24 protein-coding genes are annotated in these 18,687 nt (G+C 60.1%); 6 read left to right on the top strand and 18 right to left on the bottom strand.

Going from position 1 to position 18,687, the window contains the following annotated elements:
- Positions 1-81 precede the first annotated feature (81 nt).
- A complete protein-coding gene (locus QMK51_RS11285; RefSeq protein ID WP_320394077.1) occupies positions 82-1,308 on the bottom strand; it encodes an RtcB family protein in 1,227 nt (408 codons plus the stop codon).
- Between the two features lie 91 nt (positions 1,309-1,399).
- On the opposite strand from QMK51_RS11285, the gene QMK51_RS11280 reads away from it, so the two are divergent.
- Both QMK51_RS11280 and osmE read left to right on the top strand, forming a co-directional pair.
- Positions 1,400-1,639 carry a hypothetical protein gene (locus QMK51_RS11280; protein WP_320394076.1) on the top strand — a complete coding sequence of 80 codons (240 nt, stop codon included), beginning with the start codon at positions 1,400-1,402 and terminating at the stop codon, positions 1,637-1,639.
- An 11-nt stretch (positions 1,640-1,650) separates the two neighbouring features.
- Positions 1,651-2,010 (top strand): osmotically-inducible lipoprotein OsmE, encoded by a 360-nt coding sequence (osmE, locus tag QMK51_RS11275; RefSeq protein WP_320394075.1) that lies wholly within the window; start codon positions 1,651-1,653, stop codon positions 2,008-2,010.
- Positions 2,011-2,087: 77 nt separating this feature from the next.
- On the opposite strand, the gene QMK51_RS11270 is transcribed toward osmE, so the two are convergent.
- Positions 2,088-2,291 carry a DUF2188 domain-containing protein gene (locus tag QMK51_RS11270; protein WP_258700164.1) on the bottom strand — a complete coding sequence of 68 codons (204 nt, stop codon included), beginning with the start codon at positions 2,289-2,291 and terminating at the stop codon, positions 2,088-2,090.
- 221 nt (positions 2,292-2,512) lie between these two features.
- Here QMK51_RS11270 and QMK51_RS11265 point away from each other — a divergent pair, with 221 nt between their 5' ends.
- Positions 2,513-2,875, top strand: a complete 363-nt coding sequence (locus tag QMK51_RS11265) for an NUDIX hydrolase (RefSeq protein ID WP_258700163.1) — start codon at positions 2,513-2,515, stop codon at positions 2,873-2,875.
- Here the strand turns inward: QMK51_RS11265 and QMK51_RS11260 are convergent.
- The 9 genes from QMK51_RS11260 to QMK51_RS11220 all read right to left on the bottom strand — a co-directional run bounded on the left by QMK51_RS11260 (position 2,860) and on the right by QMK51_RS11220 (position 10,744).
- Entirely contained in the window at positions 2,860-3,009 is a 150-nt protein-coding gene (locus QMK51_RS11260; protein ID WP_320394593.1) for a hypothetical protein, read from the bottom strand. The genes QMK51_RS11265 and QMK51_RS11260 overlap by 16 nt on opposite strands.
- A gap of 43 nt (positions 3,010-3,052) precedes the next feature.
- Positions 3,053-3,826: a 1,6-dihydroxycyclohexa-2,4-diene-1-carboxylate dehydrogenase gene (locus QMK51_RS11255; protein ID WP_320394074.1), complete on the bottom strand. Its 774-nt coding sequence runs from the start codon at positions 3,824-3,826 to the stop codon at positions 3,053-3,055.
- 206 nt (positions 3,827-4,032) lie between these two features.
- On the bottom strand, positions 4,033-5,046 hold the full coding sequence (benC, locus tag QMK51_RS11250; protein ID WP_320394073.1) for a benzoate 1,2-dioxygenase electron transfer component BenC: 1,014 nt from the start codon (positions 5,044-5,046) through the stop codon (positions 4,033-4,035).
- A gap of 10 nt (positions 5,047-5,056) precedes the next feature.
- The gene (benB, locus tag QMK51_RS11245; RefSeq protein ID WP_320394072.1) at positions 5,057-5,545 is read right to left on the bottom strand and encodes a benzoate 1,2-dioxygenase small subunit; all 489 of its coding nucleotides are present in this window, start codon (positions 5,543-5,545) and stop codon (positions 5,057-5,059) included.
- On the bottom strand, positions 5,542-6,906 hold the full coding sequence (benA, locus tag QMK51_RS11240) for a benzoate 1,2-dioxygenase large subunit (protein WP_320394071.1): 1,365 nt from the start codon (positions 6,904-6,906) through the stop codon (positions 5,542-5,544). The genes benB and benA overlap by 4 nt, the downstream gene beginning before the upstream one ends.
- Before the next feature lie 255 nt (positions 6,907-7,161).
- Positions 7,162-8,121 carry an AraC family transcriptional regulator gene (locus QMK51_RS11235; protein WP_320394070.1) on the bottom strand — a complete coding sequence of 320 codons (960 nt, stop codon included), beginning with the start codon at positions 8,119-8,121 and terminating at the stop codon, positions 7,162-7,164.
- A 192-nt stretch (positions 8,122-8,313) separates the two neighbouring features.
- Positions 8,314-9,243 (bottom strand): catechol 1,2-dioxygenase, encoded by a 930-nt coding sequence (catA, locus tag QMK51_RS11230; protein ID WP_258700159.1) that lies wholly within the window; start codon positions 9,241-9,243, stop codon positions 8,314-8,316.
- Positions 9,244-9,294: 51 nt separating this feature from the next.
- Entirely contained in the window at positions 9,295-9,585 is a 291-nt protein-coding gene (gene catC, locus QMK51_RS11225; RefSeq protein WP_258700158.1) for a muconolactone Delta-isomerase, read from the bottom strand.
- Between the two features lie 10 nt (positions 9,586-9,595).
- Entirely contained in the window at positions 9,596-10,744 is a 1,149-nt protein-coding gene (locus QMK51_RS11220; RefSeq protein WP_320394502.1) for a muconate cycloisomerase family protein, read from the bottom strand.
- Positions 10,745-10,871: 127 nt separating this feature from the next.
- Between QMK51_RS11220 and QMK51_RS11215 the strand changes: the two genes are divergently transcribed.
- On the top strand, positions 10,872-11,768 hold the full coding sequence (locus QMK51_RS11215; RefSeq protein WP_320394069.1) for a LysR family transcriptional regulator: 897 nt from the start codon (positions 10,872-10,874) through the stop codon (positions 11,766-11,768).
- Here QMK51_RS11215 and QMK51_RS11210 read toward each other — a convergent pair.
- From QMK51_RS11210 to QMK51_RS11190, 5 genes are all read right to left on the bottom strand, one after another.
- Positions 11,765-12,016: a DUF1652 domain-containing protein gene (locus tag QMK51_RS11210; RefSeq protein ID WP_320394068.1), complete on the bottom strand. Its 252-nt coding sequence runs from the start codon at positions 12,014-12,016 to the stop codon at positions 11,765-11,767. The genes QMK51_RS11215 and QMK51_RS11210 overlap by 4 nt on opposite strands.
- 128 nt (positions 12,017-12,144) lie before the next feature.
- Positions 12,145-13,044 carry a polysaccharide deacetylase family protein gene (locus tag QMK51_RS11205; RefSeq protein WP_320394067.1) on the bottom strand — a complete coding sequence of 300 codons (900 nt, stop codon included), beginning with the start codon at positions 13,042-13,044 and terminating at the stop codon, positions 12,145-12,147.
- Positions 13,045-13,388: 344 nt separating this feature from the next.
- Positions 13,389-13,547: a hypothetical protein gene (locus QMK51_RS11200; protein WP_258700154.1), complete on the bottom strand. Its 159-nt coding sequence runs from the start codon at positions 13,545-13,547 to the stop codon at positions 13,389-13,391.
- Positions 13,548-13,614: 67 nt separating this feature from the next.
- Positions 13,615-13,926 (bottom strand): AzlD domain-containing protein, encoded by a 312-nt coding sequence (locus QMK51_RS11195; RefSeq protein ID WP_162830927.1) that lies wholly within the window; start codon positions 13,924-13,926, stop codon positions 13,615-13,617.
- Complete coding sequence (locus QMK51_RS11190) at positions 13,926-14,624, bottom strand: AzlC family ABC transporter permease (protein ID WP_258700153.1); 699 nt, start codon at positions 14,622-14,624, stop codon at positions 13,926-13,928. Before QMK51_RS11190 ends, QMK51_RS11195 begins: the two co-directional genes overlap by 1 nt.
- Positions 14,625-15,041: 417 nt before the next feature.
- Here QMK51_RS11190 and dapA point away from each other — a divergent pair, with 417 nt between their 5' ends.
- Both dapA and QMK51_RS11180 read left to right on the top strand, forming a co-directional pair.
- A complete protein-coding gene (gene dapA / locus QMK51_RS11185; protein WP_320394066.1) occupies positions 15,042-15,917 on the top strand; it encodes a 4-hydroxy-tetrahydrodipicolinate synthase in 876 nt (291 codons plus the stop codon).
- A 60-nt stretch (positions 15,918-15,977) separates the two neighbouring features.
- The gene (locus QMK51_RS11180) at positions 15,978-16,364 is read left to right on the top strand and encodes a DUF2784 domain-containing protein (protein WP_258700151.1); all 387 of its coding nucleotides are present in this window, start codon (positions 15,978-15,980) and stop codon (positions 16,362-16,364) included.
- Positions 16,365-16,379: 15 nt separating this feature from the next.
- On the opposite strand, the gene QMK51_RS11175 is transcribed toward QMK51_RS11180, so the two are convergent.
- Both QMK51_RS11175 and QMK51_RS11170 read right to left on the bottom strand, forming a co-directional pair.
- Positions 16,380-17,957, bottom strand: coding sequence for a sensor domain-containing diguanylate cyclase (locus tag QMK51_RS11175; RefSeq protein ID WP_320394065.1), 1,578 nt, complete (start codon positions 17,955-17,957; stop codon positions 16,380-16,382).
- Between the two features lie 150 nt (positions 17,958-18,107).
- A complete protein-coding gene (locus QMK51_RS11170) occupies positions 18,108-18,635 on the bottom strand; it encodes a DUF3087 family protein (RefSeq protein WP_320394064.1) in 528 nt (175 codons plus the stop codon).
- Between the last annotated feature and the right edge of the window lie 52 nt (positions 18,636-18,687).

The raw sequence follows: 18,687 nt of genomic DNA, 5'->3' as shown, positions 1-18,687 counted from the left end.
CGAATAAAGCATTACCTCAATACGACAGCAGAGCTGTTCACTCGCGTTGATTTTCCCGACCAATGGAACCACCTTCCATCCCTACCCCTTCACGCACACCACCTGCCGCAAGGTGTGCAGCACTGCCACCAGATCACGCTGGGCGTACATGACTTTGTCGATGTCCTTATAGGCCATCGGAATCTCATCGATGACTGCCGCATCCTTACGACACTCCACATGAGCAGTCGCGCGGATCTGGTCTGCGACGGTGAAGGTGTTTTTGGCTTTGGTACGGCTCATGGTTCGACCGGCGCCGTGGCTGCAGGAACAAAACGATTGCTCGTTGCCCAGGCCACGCACGATGAAGCTTTTGGCGCCCATGGAACCGGGAATGATCCCCAACTCGCCCTTCTTCGCCGACACCGCCCCCTTGCGGGTGACCAGGACGTCCTCGCCGAAGTGCCGCTCTTTCTGCACGTAATTGTGGTGGCAGTTCACGGCCTCCAGCGCGACCTCGAAGGGTTTGCGGATCTCTTGTCGCGCCGCGTGAATCACCGCTTGCATCATCAAGGCACGGTTCTGCCGGGCGAAGTCCTGAGCCCAGCCCACCGCTTCGACGTAGTCATCGAAGTGTCGGCTGCCCTCTTTGAAGTAGGCCAGATCGCGGTCCGGCAGATTGGCGATGTGCTGGCGCATGTCCGCCTGGGCCAGTTGAATGAACAGGGTGCCGATGGCGTTGCCAACCCCCCGAGAACCGCTGTGCAACATGAACCAGACACGGTTGGCCTCGTCCAGGCAGACCTCGATGAAGTGATTACCGGTACCGAGGGTACCCAGGTGCTGACGGTTGTTGGTGCTGGCCAGTTTCGGGTACTTGTCGGTGATCGCCTTGAACCGTGGGTTCAACGCCGCCCAGGCCTGATCGGCCTGCTGTGGAACGCGCTCCCAGGCGCCCTCGTCGCGCCGGCCACGGCTCAACGTGCGGCCATGGGGCACGGCCTTTTCAATGGCCGTGCGCAGACCGTGCAGGTTGTCCGGCAAGTCGGCGGCGGTCAGCGACGTGCGCGCGGCAATCATGCCGCAGCCGATGTCCACGCCCACGGCCGCCGGAATGATCGCACCCACGGTCGGGATCACGCTGCCGATGGTGGACCCTTTGCCCAGGTGCACATCCGGCATCACCGCCAGGTGCTTGAAGATGAACGGCATCTTCGCGGTATTGATCAATTGCTGCCGGGCTTCGCTTTCAACCGGCACGCCTTCGGTCCAGAGTTTGATCGGCTTGCCGTTGGCGACTTCCAGCAGTTGGTAGGCAGGTTGTTGCATGATATCGACTCTCTTCGGATCAGACGAACATAACGCTCCATCGAGGGAAATGGGATTACTATTTCGTAGCGGGGAATTGCAGGAGGTCATCATGTGGCTTAACGAATATGAACAGCAACTACGGCGCGACCTGCAAGGCGTGGCGTCGGATCTGAGGTGGTCGGCGGTAGAGCTTTTGCGCATCGCAGAGCAGTTGCGCCAGGCCGGCAATGATGTGGATGCAGAGGCAACGCTAAGGCTGTGCGCGTTGTTCCAGGGCGATGAAGAACGCCTGGCGGGCTATGCTGAAGAAGTGAAAGCAAAGAGCATCACTCGAACGAAAGCTCACTAGAGAGCGCCGTCATGAACAAGCCTCTATGCGCGCTGATTGCCGTGCTGGCGGCGTCAGGTGGCTGCAACACCGAATCACATCTCTATCGAGACCAACCGTTGGTCGCCAAGGTCGAAACCGGCATGACCAAGGATCAGGTCGAGCGGATTGGCGGCAAACCGCTATCGATCACGGCTCGCACGGTAGAGCCTGGCACCTGCTTTGATTACAAGCTGACCCAGGCCGGCCATCAGCAGCCATACAACGTCAGCTTCGACGGCAGGGGCCAGGTCGACCATAAAAGTTTCATGACGTGCGCGCAATGGAGTCATGCCCAAGAAAAAGCCAGAGAGTATTCCCCCTCCACGGGCGGGATGGGTGGCGGTTATTGACCTGTAAAAGCAGCCTCGCGAGCTCGGCAGCTGCTACAAATAGTACAAAGCCCCGGCAAACCGGGGCTTCAGGCGCACTATTTGTCTGATTTTTGGCTACGCGATGATCTACCCGACCGGGCCCTGTAGGCGGGAAGCGCAGCCGCATAGGCCAGTGCTTCTTCTCGGCTGCCAAAGGATCCAAGCCGGTCACCTTTGGTGCACACCCGCCAGGGGCCGCTGTTCACGCTGAGTACGTCATAACCGTTCATGTGCATTTTGGTCAGCATCGGAACGCTCATAGTCACCTCCATTTCGGCAGTGATAGTCCAGGGTCAACCCAACTACCTTACACCCGACTTTCAGTGAAGTGCCAACTAGACGTCGCGTCAGGATTCCGCCATTCCATTGCACTTTCAACGGCCCTGTCGGCTCTAACCCTTGAAGCAGACACTTCTGCGGATTGCGGTCTGAATATTGCATTTTTATGACTGTTTTATGACAACCGGCAGTCAGGTAATCCATGAAAGTACGCGCAACCGTCATTTGCGAGCAGGACCGGCATATTCTCCTGGTGCGCAAACCCAGGGGGCGCTGGACCTTGCCCGGCGGAAAAGTCGAGCCTGGCGAAACCGCTGCGGGCGCGGCCACAAGAGAACTCTACGAAGAAACAGGGCTTGGGGTCGACGGCCTTCTGTACCTGATGGAGCTGGAAACGGCCAGCACCCGGCACCATGTCTACGAGGCGTCGGTCGTCAACCTGGCAGAGGCTCGGCCACAGAATGAAATCTTCGACTGCCTCTGGTATCCGCTGGACGCCGTGCACAACCTGAGCACAAGCGACGCCACGCTCAGAATCGTCAAAGCGTTTCAGCGTCGCTTGTAGATCGCCCCCCGGGCTTTGGCCAATGCCATCACGGCCTTGTCGATGAACCCGGCAATCTCGGCCGGCATCGAGACCAGCGATGCATGGCTGGCGTTCAGGGTCAGAATCTCCCTGGCGTTCAGTCGCACCGCCATCCATTGCCGGTTTTGCGGCGCGGGAGGGTGTATTGCAAACCTGTCAGCCCAGATCGCCGCCACCGACCGGCATGACCATGCCGGTGATGTAAGAGGCTTCGTCGCTGGCCAGAAACAGAATAGCGCCTGCCTGTTCATCCAGCGTGCCATAACGCTTCATCAAACTGCTGTCGAGGGTCTGGTCGACGATCTGCTGGTACCACAGTTTTTCCTGAGCGCTTTGTTCCGCGGTGTTGCGCGGGATCAGCCGCGGCGGCGCTTCGGTGCCACCGGGGGCGGTCGCGTTGACCCGCACGCCACGACCGGCGGTTTCGAACGCCAGGCACGCGGTCAGCGCATTGACCCCGCCCTTCGCCGCACCGTAGGGCACGCGATTGACGCTACGGGTCGCGATGGATGAAACGTTGACGATGGCGCCGCTGCCTTGTTCGAGCATGAACGGCAGCGCGGCATGGCAACACCACAGTGTCGGGAATAGTGAACGGCGAACCTCGGCCTCGATTTGCTGCTCTTCATAGTGTTCGAAAGGCTTGGTCCAGATCGTACCGCCGACGTTGTTGACCAGCACATCAAGGCGATCGAAACGTTCGACAGCGGTGCGCATCACGCGGCTGCATTCGCTGTATTGCTCAAGGTCGGCGGTCAGGGCGAGCACTTGGCTGCTCTGCCCCAATTGCTTCTGGAGTTCGAACACCAGATCGGAGCGATCGACCAGAATCAACCGCGCCCCTTCGGCGGCCATGCGTTCTGCCACGCACCGGCCGATGCCTTGGGCGGCACCGGTAATCAGCGCGACTTTTTTGTGGAATCTGTTCATGTGTACCTCGTGACGAAGGATACCGGTCCGTCAAGACGTACCGGACGAAACACTGTCCTGTGGGAGCGAGCCTGCTCGCGATAGCTGTCTCACTGGCGACATCCTGGGTGAATGTTCCGGCCTCTTCGCGAGCAGGCTCGCTCCCACATTGGGACCTTTGCCGAGCACGGTATTTGTGTACGACTTCGCTCCCACAACAGCACGAATCAAGCCGCGCTGGCGGCAAATTTCTCGTAGTAGAAGTTCGCAGGCGCAATGCCTTGCTCGCGAATGAACTGGCTGACCGCCTCGACCATCGGCGGCGGGCCGCACAGATAGACATCGACGTCGCCATCGTTCAAATGCCGTGGCTCGATGTGTTGGGTCACGTAGCCCTTGAGCGGGTGCCGACTGTCGGGGTTGGCCACGCAGGCGCTGAAGCTGAAGTTCGGGATTCGCGCGGCGAAGGCTTCCAGTCGATCCATCTCCACCAGGTCGAAATCGTTGGTCACGCCGTAGATCAAATGCAGCGGATGCTCGCTGCCCTGCTCGGCGATTTTTTCCAGCATCGCGGTAAACGGCGCCAGGCCAGTGCCACCGGCCAGCAACAACAACGGACGGCGGATATCGCGCAGATAGAAACTGCCCAACGGTCCGGCCAGGCTCATGCTGTCGCCGGCCTTGGCCATGCTGGTCAGGAAGCTGCTCATCAAGCCGCCGGGCACGTTGCGAATCAGAAAACTGACCTCGCCGTCGCGCTGCAACGAGCTGAACGAATAGGCGCGGGTCTGCTCGCTGCCGGGCACCCCGAGGTTCACATACTGCCCCGGCAGAAACGCCAGTTTGCTCAGGGCCTCGCCTTTGATCGACAGCGCAATGGTGCTGTCGGACAACTGACGCACGGCGCTGATGGTCGCGTCATAGCTGGCCTGACGAGTGCGACAGACATCCGATGAAACCGGCACCCGCACCACGCAATCGCTCTGCGCACGCATCTGGCAGGTCAGGACAAAACCCTGCTGCGCCTCGTCGGCGCTGAGGGCGTCTTCGATGTAGTCCTCGCCCAAGTCGTAGCGGCCGGCCTCGGCGAAGCATTTGCAAGTGCCGCAAGCGCCGTCGCGGCAGTCCAGCGGAATGTTGATGCCCTGGCGGTACGCGGCATCGGCCACGGTTTCCCCAGCATTGGCGTCGATGAACCGGGTGACGCCGTCTTCGAAATTGAACGCAATGGAATGAGTCATGACGGCCGCCTCAGAGGTGGTAAACATCGATGACCTGGCGAACGTAGTCGTTCTTCAGGATCACTTTCTTGGCCTTGATCAACGGGTTTTCACCGCGCACATCCAGGGTGTAGAAACTGCTGCCGAAATAGCTGTCGACGGTCTTGTAGCGAAAGCTCAGGGTGTGCCAGTTGAAGCGCACCTTGCACAGGCCGTCGGCCTGTTCGAGCAGCTCGATGTTGCTGAGGTTGTGCGAGGTGCGGGTGTCCGGCACGCTGGCACTGGAACGCTCGGTCTTGATGCGGAAAACGCGGTCTTCCAGGCCGGTGCGGTTGCCGTACCAGATCAGCGAGATTTCCCGCTGCGGGTCTTCAGTCAGCTCGTCGTTATCGTCCCAGGACGGCATCCAGAAGGTTGCGTCCGGCGCGTACAACTCCAGCCAGTCGTCCCATTGCTTGTCGTCGAGGTAGCGTGCTTCGCGGTAGAGAAAATCGCGCACCGCGTCATAGGTCATGGTCATTGCACGGCCTCCACTGCAATCAGTTCGGACTGTTCGGCGGCCAGGGCCTTGAGCATGGTCTGCTGCCAATATTTGTGTTGCAGCACGAACAGGCCTTCGTCTTCGGTGCGCACGCCGCTGAGCAGCGGATGCAGGTCGATTTCTCTGGCCGCATCATCGGCGCCTTCGACCCAATGCTCGGCGCCACGGGACATGTCATTCCAGGCGGTGACACTGCCCTGGTAACCCGTCTGGCAGGAGCGAAACTCTTCCAGATCGTCTGGGGTGGCCATGCCGCTGACGTTGAAAAAGTCCTCGTACTGACGAATGCGGCTCGAACGGGCGTGGTCGCTTTCACCTTTGGGGGCGATGCAGTAAATGGTGATTTCGGTGCGGTTGACCGAGATCGGCCGGGCGATGCGAATCTGCGAACTGAACTGGTCCATCAGGTACACGTTCGGGTACAGGCACAGGTTGCGCGAGTTCTCGATCATCCAGTTGGCGCGGGCCTGGCCGAAGTCCCGGGCCAACTCGTCGCGACGCTCGTACAGCGGACGGTCCTCGGGGTTGGACCAACGGGTCCAGAGCAGCATGTGGCCCTTGTCGAAGGAATAGAACCCCCCACCCTGCTTGGCCCAGGTGCCGGCGCTCATCGTTGGATTGCAATCGCCGGCTTCACGCTGCTTGCGCTGGTTCTGGGTGGCGGCGTAGTTCCAGTGCACCGAGCTGACGTGATAGCCGTCGGCACCGTTTTCGGCGGTGAGTTTCCAGTTGCCTTCGTAGATGTAACTGGAGGAACCGCGCAGCACTTCCAGGCCATCGGCGGACTGGTCGACGATCATGTCGATGATCTTGGCCGACTCACCCAGGTGCTCAACCAGCGGCACGACATCGGCCTTGAGGCTGCCGAACAGGAAGCCGCGATAGGATTCGAAACGCGCGACTTTGGTCAGGTCGTGGGAGCCATCGCAATTGAAGCTCGCCGGGTAGCCGGCCGCCGCCGGGTCTTTAACCTTGAGCAGCTTGCCGGAGTTGTTGAACGTCCAGCCGTGGAATGGGCAGGTGTACGAACTCTTGTTGCCGGTCTTGTGCCGGCAGAGCATCGCCCCACGGTGGCTGCACGCATTGATAAAGGCGTTCAACACACCGTCCTTGTTGCGCGCGATGAAGATCGACTGGCGCCCCATGGTGGTGGTGTAGAAATCGTTGTTGTTGGGGATCTGGCTTTCATGGGCCAGGTACAGCCAGTTGCCTTCGAAGATGTGCTGCATCTCGAGGTCGAACAGCCGCGGGTCAGTGAACATCTCGCGCTTGCAGCGGTAGATACCCTGTTCAGGGTTTTCTTCAAGCAGGGAGTGAAGGTATTCGGGTCGCAGGGACATGGCCGCCGCCTCCATTGTTTTTATTCAGGTAGGGCCATGCTAGGACGTGGGGATGGGGCGGACTATCCGCCGGGTGCAGACCTGTATCCATTTTGTGCAACGAGCGGTCGGTGGTTGATGATCGTTCCCACGCTCCCGCGTGGGAATGCCTCAACGGACGCTCTGCGTTCGGCTCTGGAAGGGACGCGGAGCGTCCCGGGCTGCATTCCCACGCAGAGCGTGGGAACGATCAAACGGTGGGCGGCGTTTGCGAGGTCAGTGGCGGCGTTTGAGGGTGTCGGAGGGCAATTCGCCGAACTGTTTGCGGTAGCTGTCGGAGAACCGGCCCAGGTGCAGAAAGCCGTAATCCATGGCCACTTCCGTGACGTTGCGCACGTTGCAGGTCGGGTCGCTCAGGTTGGCGTGGATGCGTTCGAGCTTCTTCTGCCGGATGTAGTTTTTTGGCGTGTCCCCCGCGTTACGTTCGAACAACCCATACAGCGAACGCAGGCTCATCCGCGCCTGGCGCGCCAGTTCCTCGCTGTCGATGTCTTGCTTGAGGTTGCAGGCGATGTAATCGACCAGCGCCTCGAACGTCGCCGAGGCTGAGCCAGGGTCGGTGCGCATGACGTTGGTCTTCATCAGGCCGAGCATCTTGCTGACGACGATTTGCGCATAGTGCTCCTGCACACGGGGAATCGGCTCGGCGGCTTCTGCCTCCTGGCAAATCATCGCCAGCAGACCGACGAAACCTTCCAGTTGATTGAGCTGATAACGGTTCTCCAGAAATCGCACGCCCTGCCCCGGATACCGCCAGCGCTGCTCTTCGCACACTGACTCCAGTAGCCGCGTGGGAACTTTCAGGATGAATTTTTCGCAATCACTGGAATAGGTCAGATCCACCGGATCGTCCGGGTTGATCAGCAGCAACTCACCGGGCGCGAAGTAATGTTCCTGGCCATGGCCACGCCACAGGCAGTTGCCGCGCAGCAGCACTTGCAAGTGATAGATGCTGTCCAGCGCGCCGGACATGACCCGCACGCTGGCGCCGTAACTGATGCGGCACAGGTCGAGGCTGGCGAATTTTCGATGATCGAGGCTGGCCAGTGGACGACCGGCCCTGGGCATCTGGAGGCAATGATTGCCGACGTGCTGATTGACGTAGCCAGATACCGCGTACGGGTCGGCATGGTCGAAGACTCTGCTGCGATGACTCAACCATTGCGCTTGCATCATCGGTTCGCTCTCATTGTTGTTATAGGGTGCGTCGGGCGATTCTAGAGCAGTGCTCGCATCGATGTGTCAGTTGACCGACCTGTGGGAGCGAGCCTGCTCGCGAAAGGGTCATCAGCTTCAACATCAACGTTGACTGACACTCCGCTTTCGCGAGCAGGCTCGCTCCCACAAAGGTTCGGCTGGTCGAGGGTATCAGTCCTCGAGCGCACGCACCCGTTCGTGGCGTTGCTGCTCCTCAGGCTGGGCGGACGACTGCAGGGTGAAGTCGAAGTCGATTTCGGCAAAGCGCCCGCTTACGCCGTGGGCCGCCGCACGCTGCGGATCATCGCTGAAGGTGATTTTGGCGATCAGTTCGTCACGGGTGGCATAAGCGAAATCGTCATGCAGGTACTGATCGCCGTCGAGGTTGATCTGGGTGGTCAGGTGGCGATGATCCGGTGCCGAAATGAAGAAGTGAATGTGCGCCGGCCGCTGGCCATGACGGCCCAGTTGATCGAGCAGTTGCTGGGTCGGACCGTCCGGCGGGCAGCCATAGCCCGACGGCACGATGCTGCGAAAACGGTAACGGCCCTCGGCATCGGTGACGATGCGCCGACGCAGGTTGAACTCGGACTGGGTGGTATCGAAGTACGAATAGGTGCCACCGGTATTGGCGTGCCAGACATCCACCACCGCCCCGGCCAGCGGTTCGCCAGCGGTGTTGCGCACCTGGCCTTGCATGAACAGCACCACACCCGGATCGACGCCATCGTCCAGTCGCGCTTCGACGTTCGACAGCGGCGCACCGGCCACGTAAAGCGGCCCTTCGATGGTCCGCGGGGTGCCGCCGGATTTACCGGCCTGCTCGTCTTCGGCGTCCATCAACAGGTCCAGGTAATGCTCAAGACCCAGCCCGGCCACCAACAGACCCGCCTCCTGACGCGCGCCCAGCACGTTGAGGTAGTTGACGGCTTTCCAGAATTCTTCCGGGGTCACGGCCAGGTCTTCGATGATGTTCACCGAGTCCCGCAGGATGCGGTAAACCAGCGCTTTGACCCGCGGATCGCCGGCGTCGTTGAGCAGGCCGCTGGCCTCTTCGAGAAACTTCTGGACACTGGCGGTGTTGGAAATCTTGACGTTCATGGTGGATCCTCATCTTGTAATTATTAGCGTAGCGAACTGAACAGACTGGGTTCAGCGGTCATCCTCGCGAATGGAAGAAGGATGCCGGCACAGTGCGTTGACCTCGATGGCCATGTACGGGTACAGCGGCAACTGCATCAGCAGGTCGTGCAGTTCCTGAACGCTGTCGACATCGAACACGCTGTAATTGGCATAGAGCCCGGCGATGCGCCACAGATGACGCCACTTGCCTTGCTCTTGCAGACGCTGGGCCAGGGCTTTTTCGTCGGCCTTGAGCTTGGCGGCGCGTTCCGGGTTCATGTCGACCGGTAAATTCACAGTCATTTTTACGTGAAACAGCATGATGCCCTCCTCAGGCTTGATGAACGGCAGTGGATGTCTTGTCCCTACGGAAAAACGCCAGGCGTTCTTCATCCAGGCTCAGGCCCAGCCCCGGTGTTTGCGGGACATGCAGTTGGAAATCGCGGTAGACCAATGGCTCGCTGAGGACGTCTTCGGTCAGCAGCAGCGGGCCGAACAACTCGGTATCCCAGCTCAGTGCGTTGAGCGTGACGAAGGCATGGGCCGAGGCCAGCGTGCCAATCCCGCCTTCGAGCATGGTGCCGCCGTACAGACCGATACCGGCCGCCTCGGCAATGGCGGCGGTTCGCAGCACGGCGCGTGGGCCGCCGTTCTTGGCGATTTTCAGGGCGAATACTGAAGCCGCGCCCTCCCGTGCCAGGTTGAAGGCGTCCTCTACGCATTCGATGGACTCATCGGCCATGATCGGCGCCGGACTCACGGCATTCAGGCGCACCATGCCGGCGCGGTTATTGCGCGAGATCGGTTGTTCGATCAGGTCGATGCCGTTGGTGCCGAGGATCCGGCAGGCCCGCAGGGCCACCGCTTCATCCCAGGCCTGATTGACATCGACCCGCACACTGGCGCGGTCGCCCAAGGCCTTTTTGATCGCAATGACGTGGGCCAGGTCGCGGTTGACCTCGCCAGCACCGATTTTCAGTTTGAAGATCCGGTGGCGACGCAGGTCGAGCATTTTTTCCGCTTCGGCGATGTCCTTGGCGGTGTCGCCGCTGGCCAGGGTCCAGGCCACCGGCAAGGCATCGCGAACCCGGCCGCCCAGCAGTTCGCTGACCGGCAGGCCAAGACGCTTGCCTTGGGCGTCGAGCAAAGCACTTTCGATACCCGATTTGGCGAAGGTGTTGCCACGAATGCTGCGCTCCAGGCGCAACATCGCGGCATTCACATTACCGCCGTCCTGGCCAATCAGCAGTGGCGCGAAGTGTTTGTCGATGTTGGTCTTGATGCTGTCCGGGCTTTCGTTGCCATAGGCCAGACCGCCGATGGTGGTCGATTCACCGATCCCTTCAATGCCATCGGCACAGCGCACACGGATGATCACCAGGGTCTGGTTCTGCATGGTGTGCATCGCCAGCTTGTGCGGGCGGATGGTCGGCAGATCGACAATGATCGTCTCGATCGATTCAATGGCAGTTGCACGCATGTCGATACCCGTCAGGTTCTTGAAGTTCTGAAACGGATTCTCGTACGGTTTTTTCCGGGCGGCCAATATAGAATTGGTCTGGCTCGATACCTTAAAGGTATTCAACAGACCGACATCCGGAGGCCCCATGGAACTGCGTCACCTGCGGTATTTTCAGGTGTTGGCTCAAACCCTCAACTTCACCCGCGCCGCCGAACTGCTGCACATCGCCCAACCGCCACTGAGCCGGCAGATCCAGCAGCTGGAAGACGAACTCGGGGTTCTACTGCTGGAACGCGGCCGACCGCTGAAGCTGACCGACGCCGGGCGTTTTTTCCATGAACACTCCACCGCTCTGCTTGAACAATTGGGCAAGGTTTGCGACAACACGCGGCGGATCGGGCTGGGTGAAAAGACCTGGCTGGGCATCGGCTTTGCGCCATCGACACTGTATGGCGTGCTGCCGGAACTGATTCGCCGACTGCGCAGCGGCGAGCCTCTGGCGCTGGAGTTGGGGCTCTCGGAAATGACCACGCTGCAACAGGTGCAAGCGCTCAAGGCCGGGCGCATCGATGTCGGCTTCGGGCGTATCCGCATCGACGACCCGGCCATCCTGCAGACCGTGCTCACCGAAGATCGACTGGTCGCCGCCCTGCCCGCCGGCCATCCGCTCCTCGCCAGGCCCATCAGCCTTCGCGAGCTGGCGAAGGAACCCTTTGTGCTCTACCCCGGCAACCCGCGCCCCAGTTACGCCGACCACGTGATCGCGTTGTTCGAAGCCAGTGGCGTGCACATCAAAGTGGCGCAATGGACCAACGAGCTGCAAACAGCGATCGGTCTGGTGGGGGCGGGAATCGGTGTGACACTGGTGCCGGCCTCGGTGCAGTTGCTGCACCGCGACGACATTGGCTTCACCCCGGTGCTGGAAGACAACGCGACCTCGCCGATCATTCTCAGCAGGCGCGTGGGCGACGTATCGCCGGGGTTGAATCATTGTTTGCAGATGATCGATGAACTGCTTGCGGGTGACAGGCTCGTGAACTAGGCCATGACACCCGCGAAGGCTCGACGACCGGCGCGCATTTCAGTGCGAAGTTCGCCGATCAGGTTGGAAATATCGCGAACACTGGTCAGCTCGTCGGGGGATACGCCGGTGATCAACAGTTCAATCCGCCCGGTGGTGCGCTCGAAGACCTTGATCCGCAACGTTTCATTGCCGTTCACAGTGCATTCGCAGGACAGCGGCTTGAAACCGGACTCAACAATTTGGCAAAGCTGCGCAAGTGGAGCCATGGCGAACGCCCTCGTGGACGGTTTTGCGATTGGATCCACTCAGCGCAGATCAACTAGCGCAACGCGCCAGCGAGTTTTGTAGGCGCTGGCGAAGCCTGCGCCTACACAGTCAATCTCCCTGACGTCGTTCAGTGAGAATCCCCGTCCCACAACCAGTTCCAGATCCCTGGCAACTCAACCGCCTCTGAACTGTCACGGACAGTACGCGCCATGGCCGCCCGCTGCAGCGCTGCCGTGTCGTCGTAAAACGGCTTCTGCGCCGTGGCCAGACCTGTGGCGCTGGCACTGTCGAGGAGGATTTGCAGGTATTCCCGGGTATGCCGGGCGGTGTAGCGATTGAGATCGTGAAAGGTCACCACCACCGGAATCACCCCGTCCACCGTCGGCAACTCGCCGAGGGCGATGCGCTCGCGGACTTCGGACAGCTGCCGCAGCATATTGGCCCGCCGCCGAGGGCTGGCGTTGAAGCCCCAGATCTTGCCGTCATTGGCACTCAGGTCGGTCAGCAGTACGTGCATGCCATGCTGTTGGTAGGCGGCAAAGGTGCGCTTGTCGTAGTTCCAGAATGGCGGACGCACCAGGATCGGCGAGACGCCAGTGATCGCAGCAATGTCTGCGCTGCCATGGGTCAGCGACTGTTCCAGTTCTTCCGCATTCAGGGAGCGATGGTTGGTGTGGTGGGGAGTGGCCGTGTGGAAGCCCAACAGGTGTCCCTCGGCGTGTTCACGCCCCATGATCTGACGGCCCACGTCACTGCCGCCGGCGCCTGAGGCACGGGTTTGCACGAAGAACACGGCTTTAATGTCGGGTTGCAGCGGATTACGCGCCAGGCTGTCGAGCACGGTGACGGTCGGGTTGTAAAAACCGGACGCGCTGGGCCCGTCGTCGAAAGTCAGCAGAAAGCGGATCGGCGCTTGTGCGCGCAGGCGCTGTTGCGTCTGCGGCGTCATTTCGATGGGCGCGGCGATGCAGCCAAACAGGCCAGCTGCAATGGCGAACGCGGATAGAACCTTGAACAACTGCTTCATGTTTTGCCTTGGGCCAGACCTTGCGGACGTCATGTTTAATGGCAAAAACCCCTCGCCCATTCATCCCTTTATCGGCCCGCCAATCGCTGCGAGCCGAGGTTGGATAAGGGTACACAGTGTTTGGTTCCAGCGCCCGCTCCCAGGCTCGCGTTATGCCTTCGATTTTCGGTTATTAGTTGTTTACCCAGCAACAGCGACTCAACAGACTGTTTTCCTCGGTGCATGCCGTTCCCCCCGACATCCTCCTCCCTTCAAGCCCGCTCCCACAGGTGATTGCATTTCAGGCCGCAGGAACTAAAAAGCCCCGCCATCAATGGCGGGGCTTTTGGGTATGTGCAAGCCGATCAAGGCTTCAGCGGGCGCTCCTGGTCGCGGTCCGACAGCTCTTTACCGTCGTCGGGGTGCTTCCAGTCCGGCGTCGAACGCTTCTGCCGCTCGAGTTCTTCCTCCGTCGGTTCATCGGTGTCTTCATTCGGGTCTGGATGCTTTGGTTCAGTGGCCATGTCCACCTCCCGCCCTCAAGGAATCAATCATCCGTTTTAAGCGTAGAACAGTTTCGCACCGAACGACTCAGAGCCACCACCGCAACAAAAAGAAAAACCCCATGCTCAACAGCATGCTGAGCAAGGTGTTGCGGGTGTAAAGCACCAGGCCCACGGCCACCAGCGAACTGATCAGGTAGGGGTTGTCCCACTGCAGGTTCAACTGTTTGTCGGGCATGAACACGATCGGCCCGCAGATCGCGGTGAGCATGCCCGGCACCGCGAAACCGAGGAACTGCCGGGCATTGCTGCTCAAGCGCACCGGCAGCCGAGGTTCGAGAAATACGTAGCGGTTCAGGAACACCAGCAGGCCCATCCCGATAATCACAGCCCAGACCATCATGTGCGCCCCATGTAGAGTTTGTTGCAGATAAAGCCCGCGGTCATGCCCGCTAACCCCGACAGCACCAGCGCCGAGCCCCATTGCCAATAGCTGAACAGCACCGAACAGAACAGTGAAACCGCCACGCAGACCACCGTCGGAACGTTGCGCACCACCGGTGTGATCAAAGCGATAAAAGTCGCCGCGATGGAGAAGTCCAGCCCCAAGTGTTCAAGGCCCGGAATGCTGCTGCCCAGCACAATGCCCGCCAGGGTGAAGAGGTTCCAGGCGATGTAAAACGTCAGGCCCACACCCAAGGCATACCAGCGATTGAACTGCTGTTTGTCATGCTGGCTGGTCAGGGCGAACAACTCATCGGTGAGCAAAAAGCCCAGCCCCACACGCCAGCGGCCCGGCAACGGGGAAATCACCGAACGCATGCTCATCCCGTAAAGCAAATGCTGGGAGGTCAGCAACAATGTGGTCAACAGAATCGAAAAAACCCCGGCACCGCCCTTGAGCATGCCGATGGCGACCAATTGCGCCGCGCCGGCAAATACGATGCTCGACAGACCCTGGCCTTGCAGGGGCGTGAGGTTGGCCTCGATGGCCATGGAACCGGCCAACAGCCCCCAGGGCGCGGTCGCCAGGGACAACGGCATGATGGCCGCGGCGCCGCGAAGGAATGCGCTGCGCGGCATGAGTGAGTTGGACATAACGCTCTACAACCAGGGAAAGGCCCCAGACTGTGCCAGCAGTCGCGGCCGATGGCTTGAACAATTTTGCGCACTTGCGACGAGCACGCCTTGTTTTGCTGTTACGCATCGGGTTCGCTGATTTCACGATTGACAAATACCCCACCGACTTTTAAAACTGGGCACCTCATTCAGGGTGTAAGCAAGCATGTCTGCAACCTCCAACCTCAACACTGTCGTCATTGGCTTGAATGCCAAGGCGCAAGGTTGCGTTGCGCACGCCCCTAAATCGAAGAAACAGTCGCTCATGTGACCGGGGCGCGCTGTCCCGTCAGATGAGCTGACAGGACATTGAGCGCGACGGACACCCCTCCTCTTGCTGACTTCCTTCTACGCTTCTGACGGTGACGAAATCGGTCAACCTTCAGGAGAAAGTGCATGTCATCGTTTCAAGGTATCTGGGTTCCCATCGTTACGCCGTTTCACAATGGGGCCATCGACTTCGCCGGGCTGCGGCGGCTGGTCAGTCATCTGCTGGAAAAAGGCGTCGACGGCATTGTAGTCTGCGGCACCACCGGGGAAGCCGCGGCGCTGGGCAAACATGAGCAACTGGCGGTGCTCGATGCGGTGCTGGAACAGGTTCCGCCAGAACGTGTGGTCATGGGCCTGGCCGGCAACAACCTCGCCGAATTGCTGCAATTTCAAAGCGAAATCCTGAAACGTCCCCTGGCGGGCCTGCTGGTTCCGCCGCCGTACTACATCCGCCCTTCCCAGGCCGGCCTCGAAGCCTTTTTCAACACCGTCGCCGATGCGTCCAGCATCCCGGTGATTCTCTACGACATCCCCTATCGCACCGGCATAGCTTTCGAGCAGGCGACTCTGCTCCGGATCGTCGCCCACGAGCGGATCGTCGCGATCAAGGACTGCGGCGGCAATCCAGCCACCACCTTCGCGCTGCTCTCCAGCGGCAAAGTCGACGTGCTGTGCGGCGAAGACCACCAGATCTTCGGCGCTTTGTGCCTGGGTGCCAAAGGCGCGATTGCCGCCTCGGCCCATGTTCATCCCGAGCTGTTCGTGACGCTGTATCAACAGATCCGCGATGGCCAGTTAGCGGCCGGCCGAGCGACCTTCTTCCAGTTGCTGCCGCTGATTCACAGCCTGTTCATCGAGCCCAATCCCGCCCCGGTGAAAACCGCCCTGGCCCTTGAAGGGCTGATCCGCGACGAACTGCGTGCGCCGATGCAACGCAGCAGCGAAACCACGGCGATGCGCTTGAAAGACGTACTGGCAGTGCTTGAAAACAGCAATCAATAGAACACACGCACCCAGCCCGAGTACCATGGAGCGATTCACATAACGCGTCAGGGAATCGACATGCTTTACCGAATCGCCGCCGACGGGCTGGTGCTGTCTCACTTGCTGTTCATTCTATTCGTGCTGTTCGGCGGGCTGCTGGTGCTCAAATGGCGCCACCTGATCTGGTGGCACCTGCCTGCCGCCGCATGGGGCGTGATCGTGGAAGTTTTCCACCTGACGTGCCCACTGACCGAATGGGAAAACCGCCTGCGCCACGCGGCCGGGCAAACCGGTTACGGCGGCGGTTTTATCGAACATTACGTGTGGCCGATCATTTACCCGGCCGGGCTGACACCCACGATTCAGCTGGGGCTGGGCAGCGTGGTGCTGGCGCTCAACGTGCTGATCTACCTGCGGCTGTTCCGGTCGTGGAAGTTGCGTCACCCGACTCGTTCAAGGCAGTGACGGGCCTGGTTGAGTTCAGTTGGCAATGACGCTCATGTTCCGGCCACTGGCCTTGGCCACATACAGTGCCTTGTCCGCGGCGCCGACCACATCATCGGGCTGGGCTTGCGAGGCCGGGTCGTAGGCGCAGACACCCAGGCTGACCGTGACCACGCCTTCCACGCCCCCAACGTGTTTGATGTCGGCCTGCTGAACCGCGCGGCGGATCTTTTCCGCCACCAGAAACGCCCCCACATAATCGGTGGCGGGCAGCACCACCGTGAACTCCTCACCACCGAAGCGGGCCGCGAGATCGCCGGGGCGCTTGATATTGTCGGTGATGATCGCGCTGATCTTGCGCAAACACTCATCGCCCGCCAAATGACCGTAGTGGTCATTGAAGCTCTTGAAGTGGTCGACATCGATCATCAGCAGCGCAAGGCTGGTCTGGCTACGCCTGGCGCGCCCCATTTCCGCCAGGATGAACAGGTCGAATTGACGCCGGTTGGAAAGCCCGGTCAGTGCATCCTCCAGCGCCAGCAACTTAAGGCTGTGGTTGACCTCAATGAGTTTGTCCTGAGCCTGCAGCAGTTCGTTCTGAATATGATTCTGCTGCTTCATGAGGCGGATCAGGCGATAACCGATAACGCCCAGAAACCCCAGCAGCAATGAGACGATGCCCGCACTGAATATTGACTCCTGCCGCCAGCTGGCCAGTACTTCATCCTTGTCGAGCGCGGTGAAGACGACAAGCGGATAACCCTCGACCCGTCGAAACCCCACGACCCGCACCACCCCGTCCACGTAGGACTTGACCGTTTCCGTACCGGAATCGCCCTTGGGCAATAGTTGAGTAAACAGCGGCCCCTTGGCGACGCTGGCGCCGATATCGGCTTCGTTGAACGGGCGGCGAACGACGATGGTGGCGTCGTCGGCAATCAGGTTGATCACCCCGTTTTTGCCCATGTCGATGCTGTTGTACAGGTCCAGGAAATGCTTGAGGTAAATCGAGGCCACCACCACACCGGCAAACCGGCCATCGGCGTGATTGATCCGGCGTGACACGGTCATGATCCACTCGCCGGTCGAGCGACTTTTTATCGACGGACCGATATGAGGACCGCGGTCGGGATGATCACGGTGGTAGATGAAGTATTCACGGTCGGCATTATTGGCGTTGGGCGGTATGACGTTAATGGCGTTGGCGAGCCAGCGTCCTTCTTCGTCGAACACAAACAACCCATGGATCTGCGCCAGTTCACTGCGCTGGGCTTGAAGCAAACGTTGCAGCCTGGGAAGTTTTTCCGGTTGCATGCCGTCGATTTCGAGGCGGTCCACCAGGGAAAACAGCAACGTATCGGCCTGTTTGATCGATGCCTGCGCCTGCGAGGCCAGAGTTTGCGCCAGGTTGGACATCACCACTTCGCTGTCACGCAGATGGTACTGACGCGAGTTCCAGCTTTCACCGATCACGATGGCCATCATGGACAGGCACACCGCAACGAGCAGAAAGACCGCGTATCGAACCTTGAGTCTCGACTCGACTTTCTCTGGCACCCAAGGTGTGGTGAGCCGGGTGTTTTCAATACGGTCTTTGACGGACGGATGCCCCATGACGCTCCCTTTATCCCTTATGACGTGGCGAATTTTGCCGTTCGCCCTTTTCGCGCCAGCCAGCCGTGTCCGGCGCTCAGACCACTATGACTCATCAACGAATACGATAGGCGATTTGCGCGAAAACGCTCATCGCCAGCAATTGCAGTGCTACATCGGCGCCTGTTTGATCGCCTCAAGCCAGGCCGGATTCAATTGCATCTGTTCGGTATCGATGCCTAGCGCTTGCATCCGCGCCTTGTGCTGATCCATCTCGCGGGTCAACTGGCCATGGTCGCTGGAGTTGCCGTCCAGCTGGTGCATCTGGCTCAGCCCCAGATGATAAAAACGCAACAGCTTCATGGCGCCCGGATCACCCTTCTCCACCGCCGCCGTCACCTGGTGCATGACGTTGGTGACGCTCATCAGGCTGCGCTTGAGCTGCCAACCGTAGACCGCTGGCGCCATCCATTCCTGGGTCCGGAACTTGCCGCGTATCAGTGCCGCCGTCAGCAACAAGGCGGCAAACACCCCGCCAACATTAAAACGCAGATTGTCGCCGCCGGGTTCACCGAACAGCACCACCGCCGCCGTGGACAACACCATCGCCAGCGCCAGGAACATCAGGGCGATGATCACCGTGCTGCGCCGCGTCTGACGTCGATAGGTTTCGGCATTCATTGGCTGGATTTCGAACATCGCGACGGGGTTCCTTGCATCAATGGTAAAGGCCATGTGGCAAAAAGACTGC

Origin of the sequence: Pseudomonas sp. P9_31 (genome assembly GCF_034008235.1) — a bacterium.
GTDB lineage: Bacteria > Pseudomonadota > Gammaproteobacteria > Pseudomonadales > Pseudomonadaceae > Aquipseudomonas.
This window is presented reverse-complemented; position numbering and strand designations above follow the sequence as displayed.

Bases quoted from the DNA above. Each gene is read 5' to 3' on its own strand.
- catA (WP_258700159.1), bottom strand. From the start codon at position 9,243: ATGAACGTCAAGATTTCCAACACCGCCAGTGTCCAGAAGTTTCTCGAA.
- QMK51_RS11210 (WP_320394068.1), bottom strand. From the start codon at position 12,016: ATGGCTCCACTTGCGCAGCTTTGCCAAATTGTTGAGTCCGGTTTCAAG.
- QMK51_RS11235 (WP_320394070.1), bottom strand. From the start codon at position 8,121: ATGATGCAAGCGCAATGGTTGAGTCATCGCAGCAGAGTCTTCGACCAT.
- QMK51_RS11205 (WP_320394067.1), bottom strand. From the start codon at position 13,044: ATGAAGCAGTTGTTCAAGGTTCTATCCGCGTTCGCCATTGCAGCTGGC.
- QMK51_RS11195 (WP_162830927.1), bottom strand. From the start codon at position 13,926: ATGGTCTGGGCTGTGATTATCGGGATGGGCCTGCTGGTGTTCCTGAAC.
- QMK51_RS11265 (WP_258700163.1), top strand. From the start codon at position 2,513: ATGAAAGTACGCGCAACCGTCATTTGCGAGCAGGACCGGCATATTCTC.
- QMK51_RS11170 (WP_320394064.1), bottom strand. From the start codon at position 18,635: ATGTTCGAAATCCAGCCAATGAATGCCGAAACCTATCGACGTCAGACG.
- QMK51_RS11255 (WP_320394074.1), bottom strand. From the start codon at position 3,826: ATGAACAGATTCCACAAAAAAGTCGCGCTGATTACCGGTGCCGCCCAA.
- benA (WP_320394071.1), bottom strand. From the start codon at position 6,906: ATGTCCCTGCGACCCGAATACCTTCACTCCCTGCTTGAAGAAAACCCT.
- dapA (WP_320394066.1), top strand. From the start codon at position 15,042: ATGTCATCGTTTCAAGGTATCTGGGTTCCCATCGTTACGCCGTTTCAC.
- benB (WP_320394072.1), bottom strand. From the start codon at position 5,545: ATGACCATGACCTATGACGCGGTGCGCGATTTTCTCTACCGCGAAGCA.
- QMK51_RS11200 (WP_258700154.1), bottom strand. From the start codon at position 13,547: ATGGCCACTGAACCAAAGCATCCAGACCCGAATGAAGACACCGATGAA.
- osmE (WP_320394075.1), top strand. From the start codon at position 1,651: ATGAACAAGCCTCTATGCGCGCTGATTGCCGTGCTGGCGGCGTCAGGT.
- QMK51_RS11190 (WP_258700153.1), bottom strand. From the start codon at position 14,624: ATGTCCAACTCACTCATGCCGCGCAGCGCATTCCTTCGCGGCGCCGCG.
- QMK51_RS11215 (WP_320394069.1), top strand. From the start codon at position 10,872: ATGGAACTGCGTCACCTGCGGTATTTTCAGGTGTTGGCTCAAACCCTC.
- QMK51_RS11220 (WP_320394502.1), bottom strand. From the start codon at position 10,744: ATGCGTGCAACTGCCATTGAATCGATCGAGACGATCATTGTCGATCTG.
- QMK51_RS11270 (WP_258700164.1), bottom strand. From the start codon at position 2,291: ATGAGCGTTCCGATGCTGACCAAAATGCACATGAACGGTTATGACGTA.
- QMK51_RS11285 (WP_320394077.1), bottom strand. From the start codon at position 1,308: ATGCAACAACCTGCCTACCAACTGCTGGAAGTCGCCAACGGCAAGCCG.
- benC (WP_320394073.1), bottom strand. From the start codon at position 5,046: ATGACTCATTCCATTGCGTTCAATTTCGAAGACGGCGTCACCCGGTTC.
- catC (WP_258700158.1), bottom strand. From the start codon at position 9,585: ATGCTGTTTCACGTAAAAATGACTGTGAATTTACCGGTCGACATGAAC.
- QMK51_RS11260 (WP_320394593.1), bottom strand. From the start codon at position 3,009: ATGGCGGTGCGACTGAACGCCAGGGAGATTCTGACCCTGAACGCCAGC.
- QMK51_RS11280 (WP_320394076.1), top strand. From the start codon at position 1,400: ATGTGGCTTAACGAATATGAACAGCAACTACGGCGCGACCTGCAAGGC.
- QMK51_RS11175 (WP_320394065.1), bottom strand. From the start codon at position 17,957: ATGGGGCATCCGTCCGTCAAAGACCGTATTGAAAACACCCGGCTCACC.
- QMK51_RS11180 (WP_258700151.1), top strand. From the start codon at position 15,978: ATGCTTTACCGAATCGCCGCCGACGGGCTGGTGCTGTCTCACTTGCTG.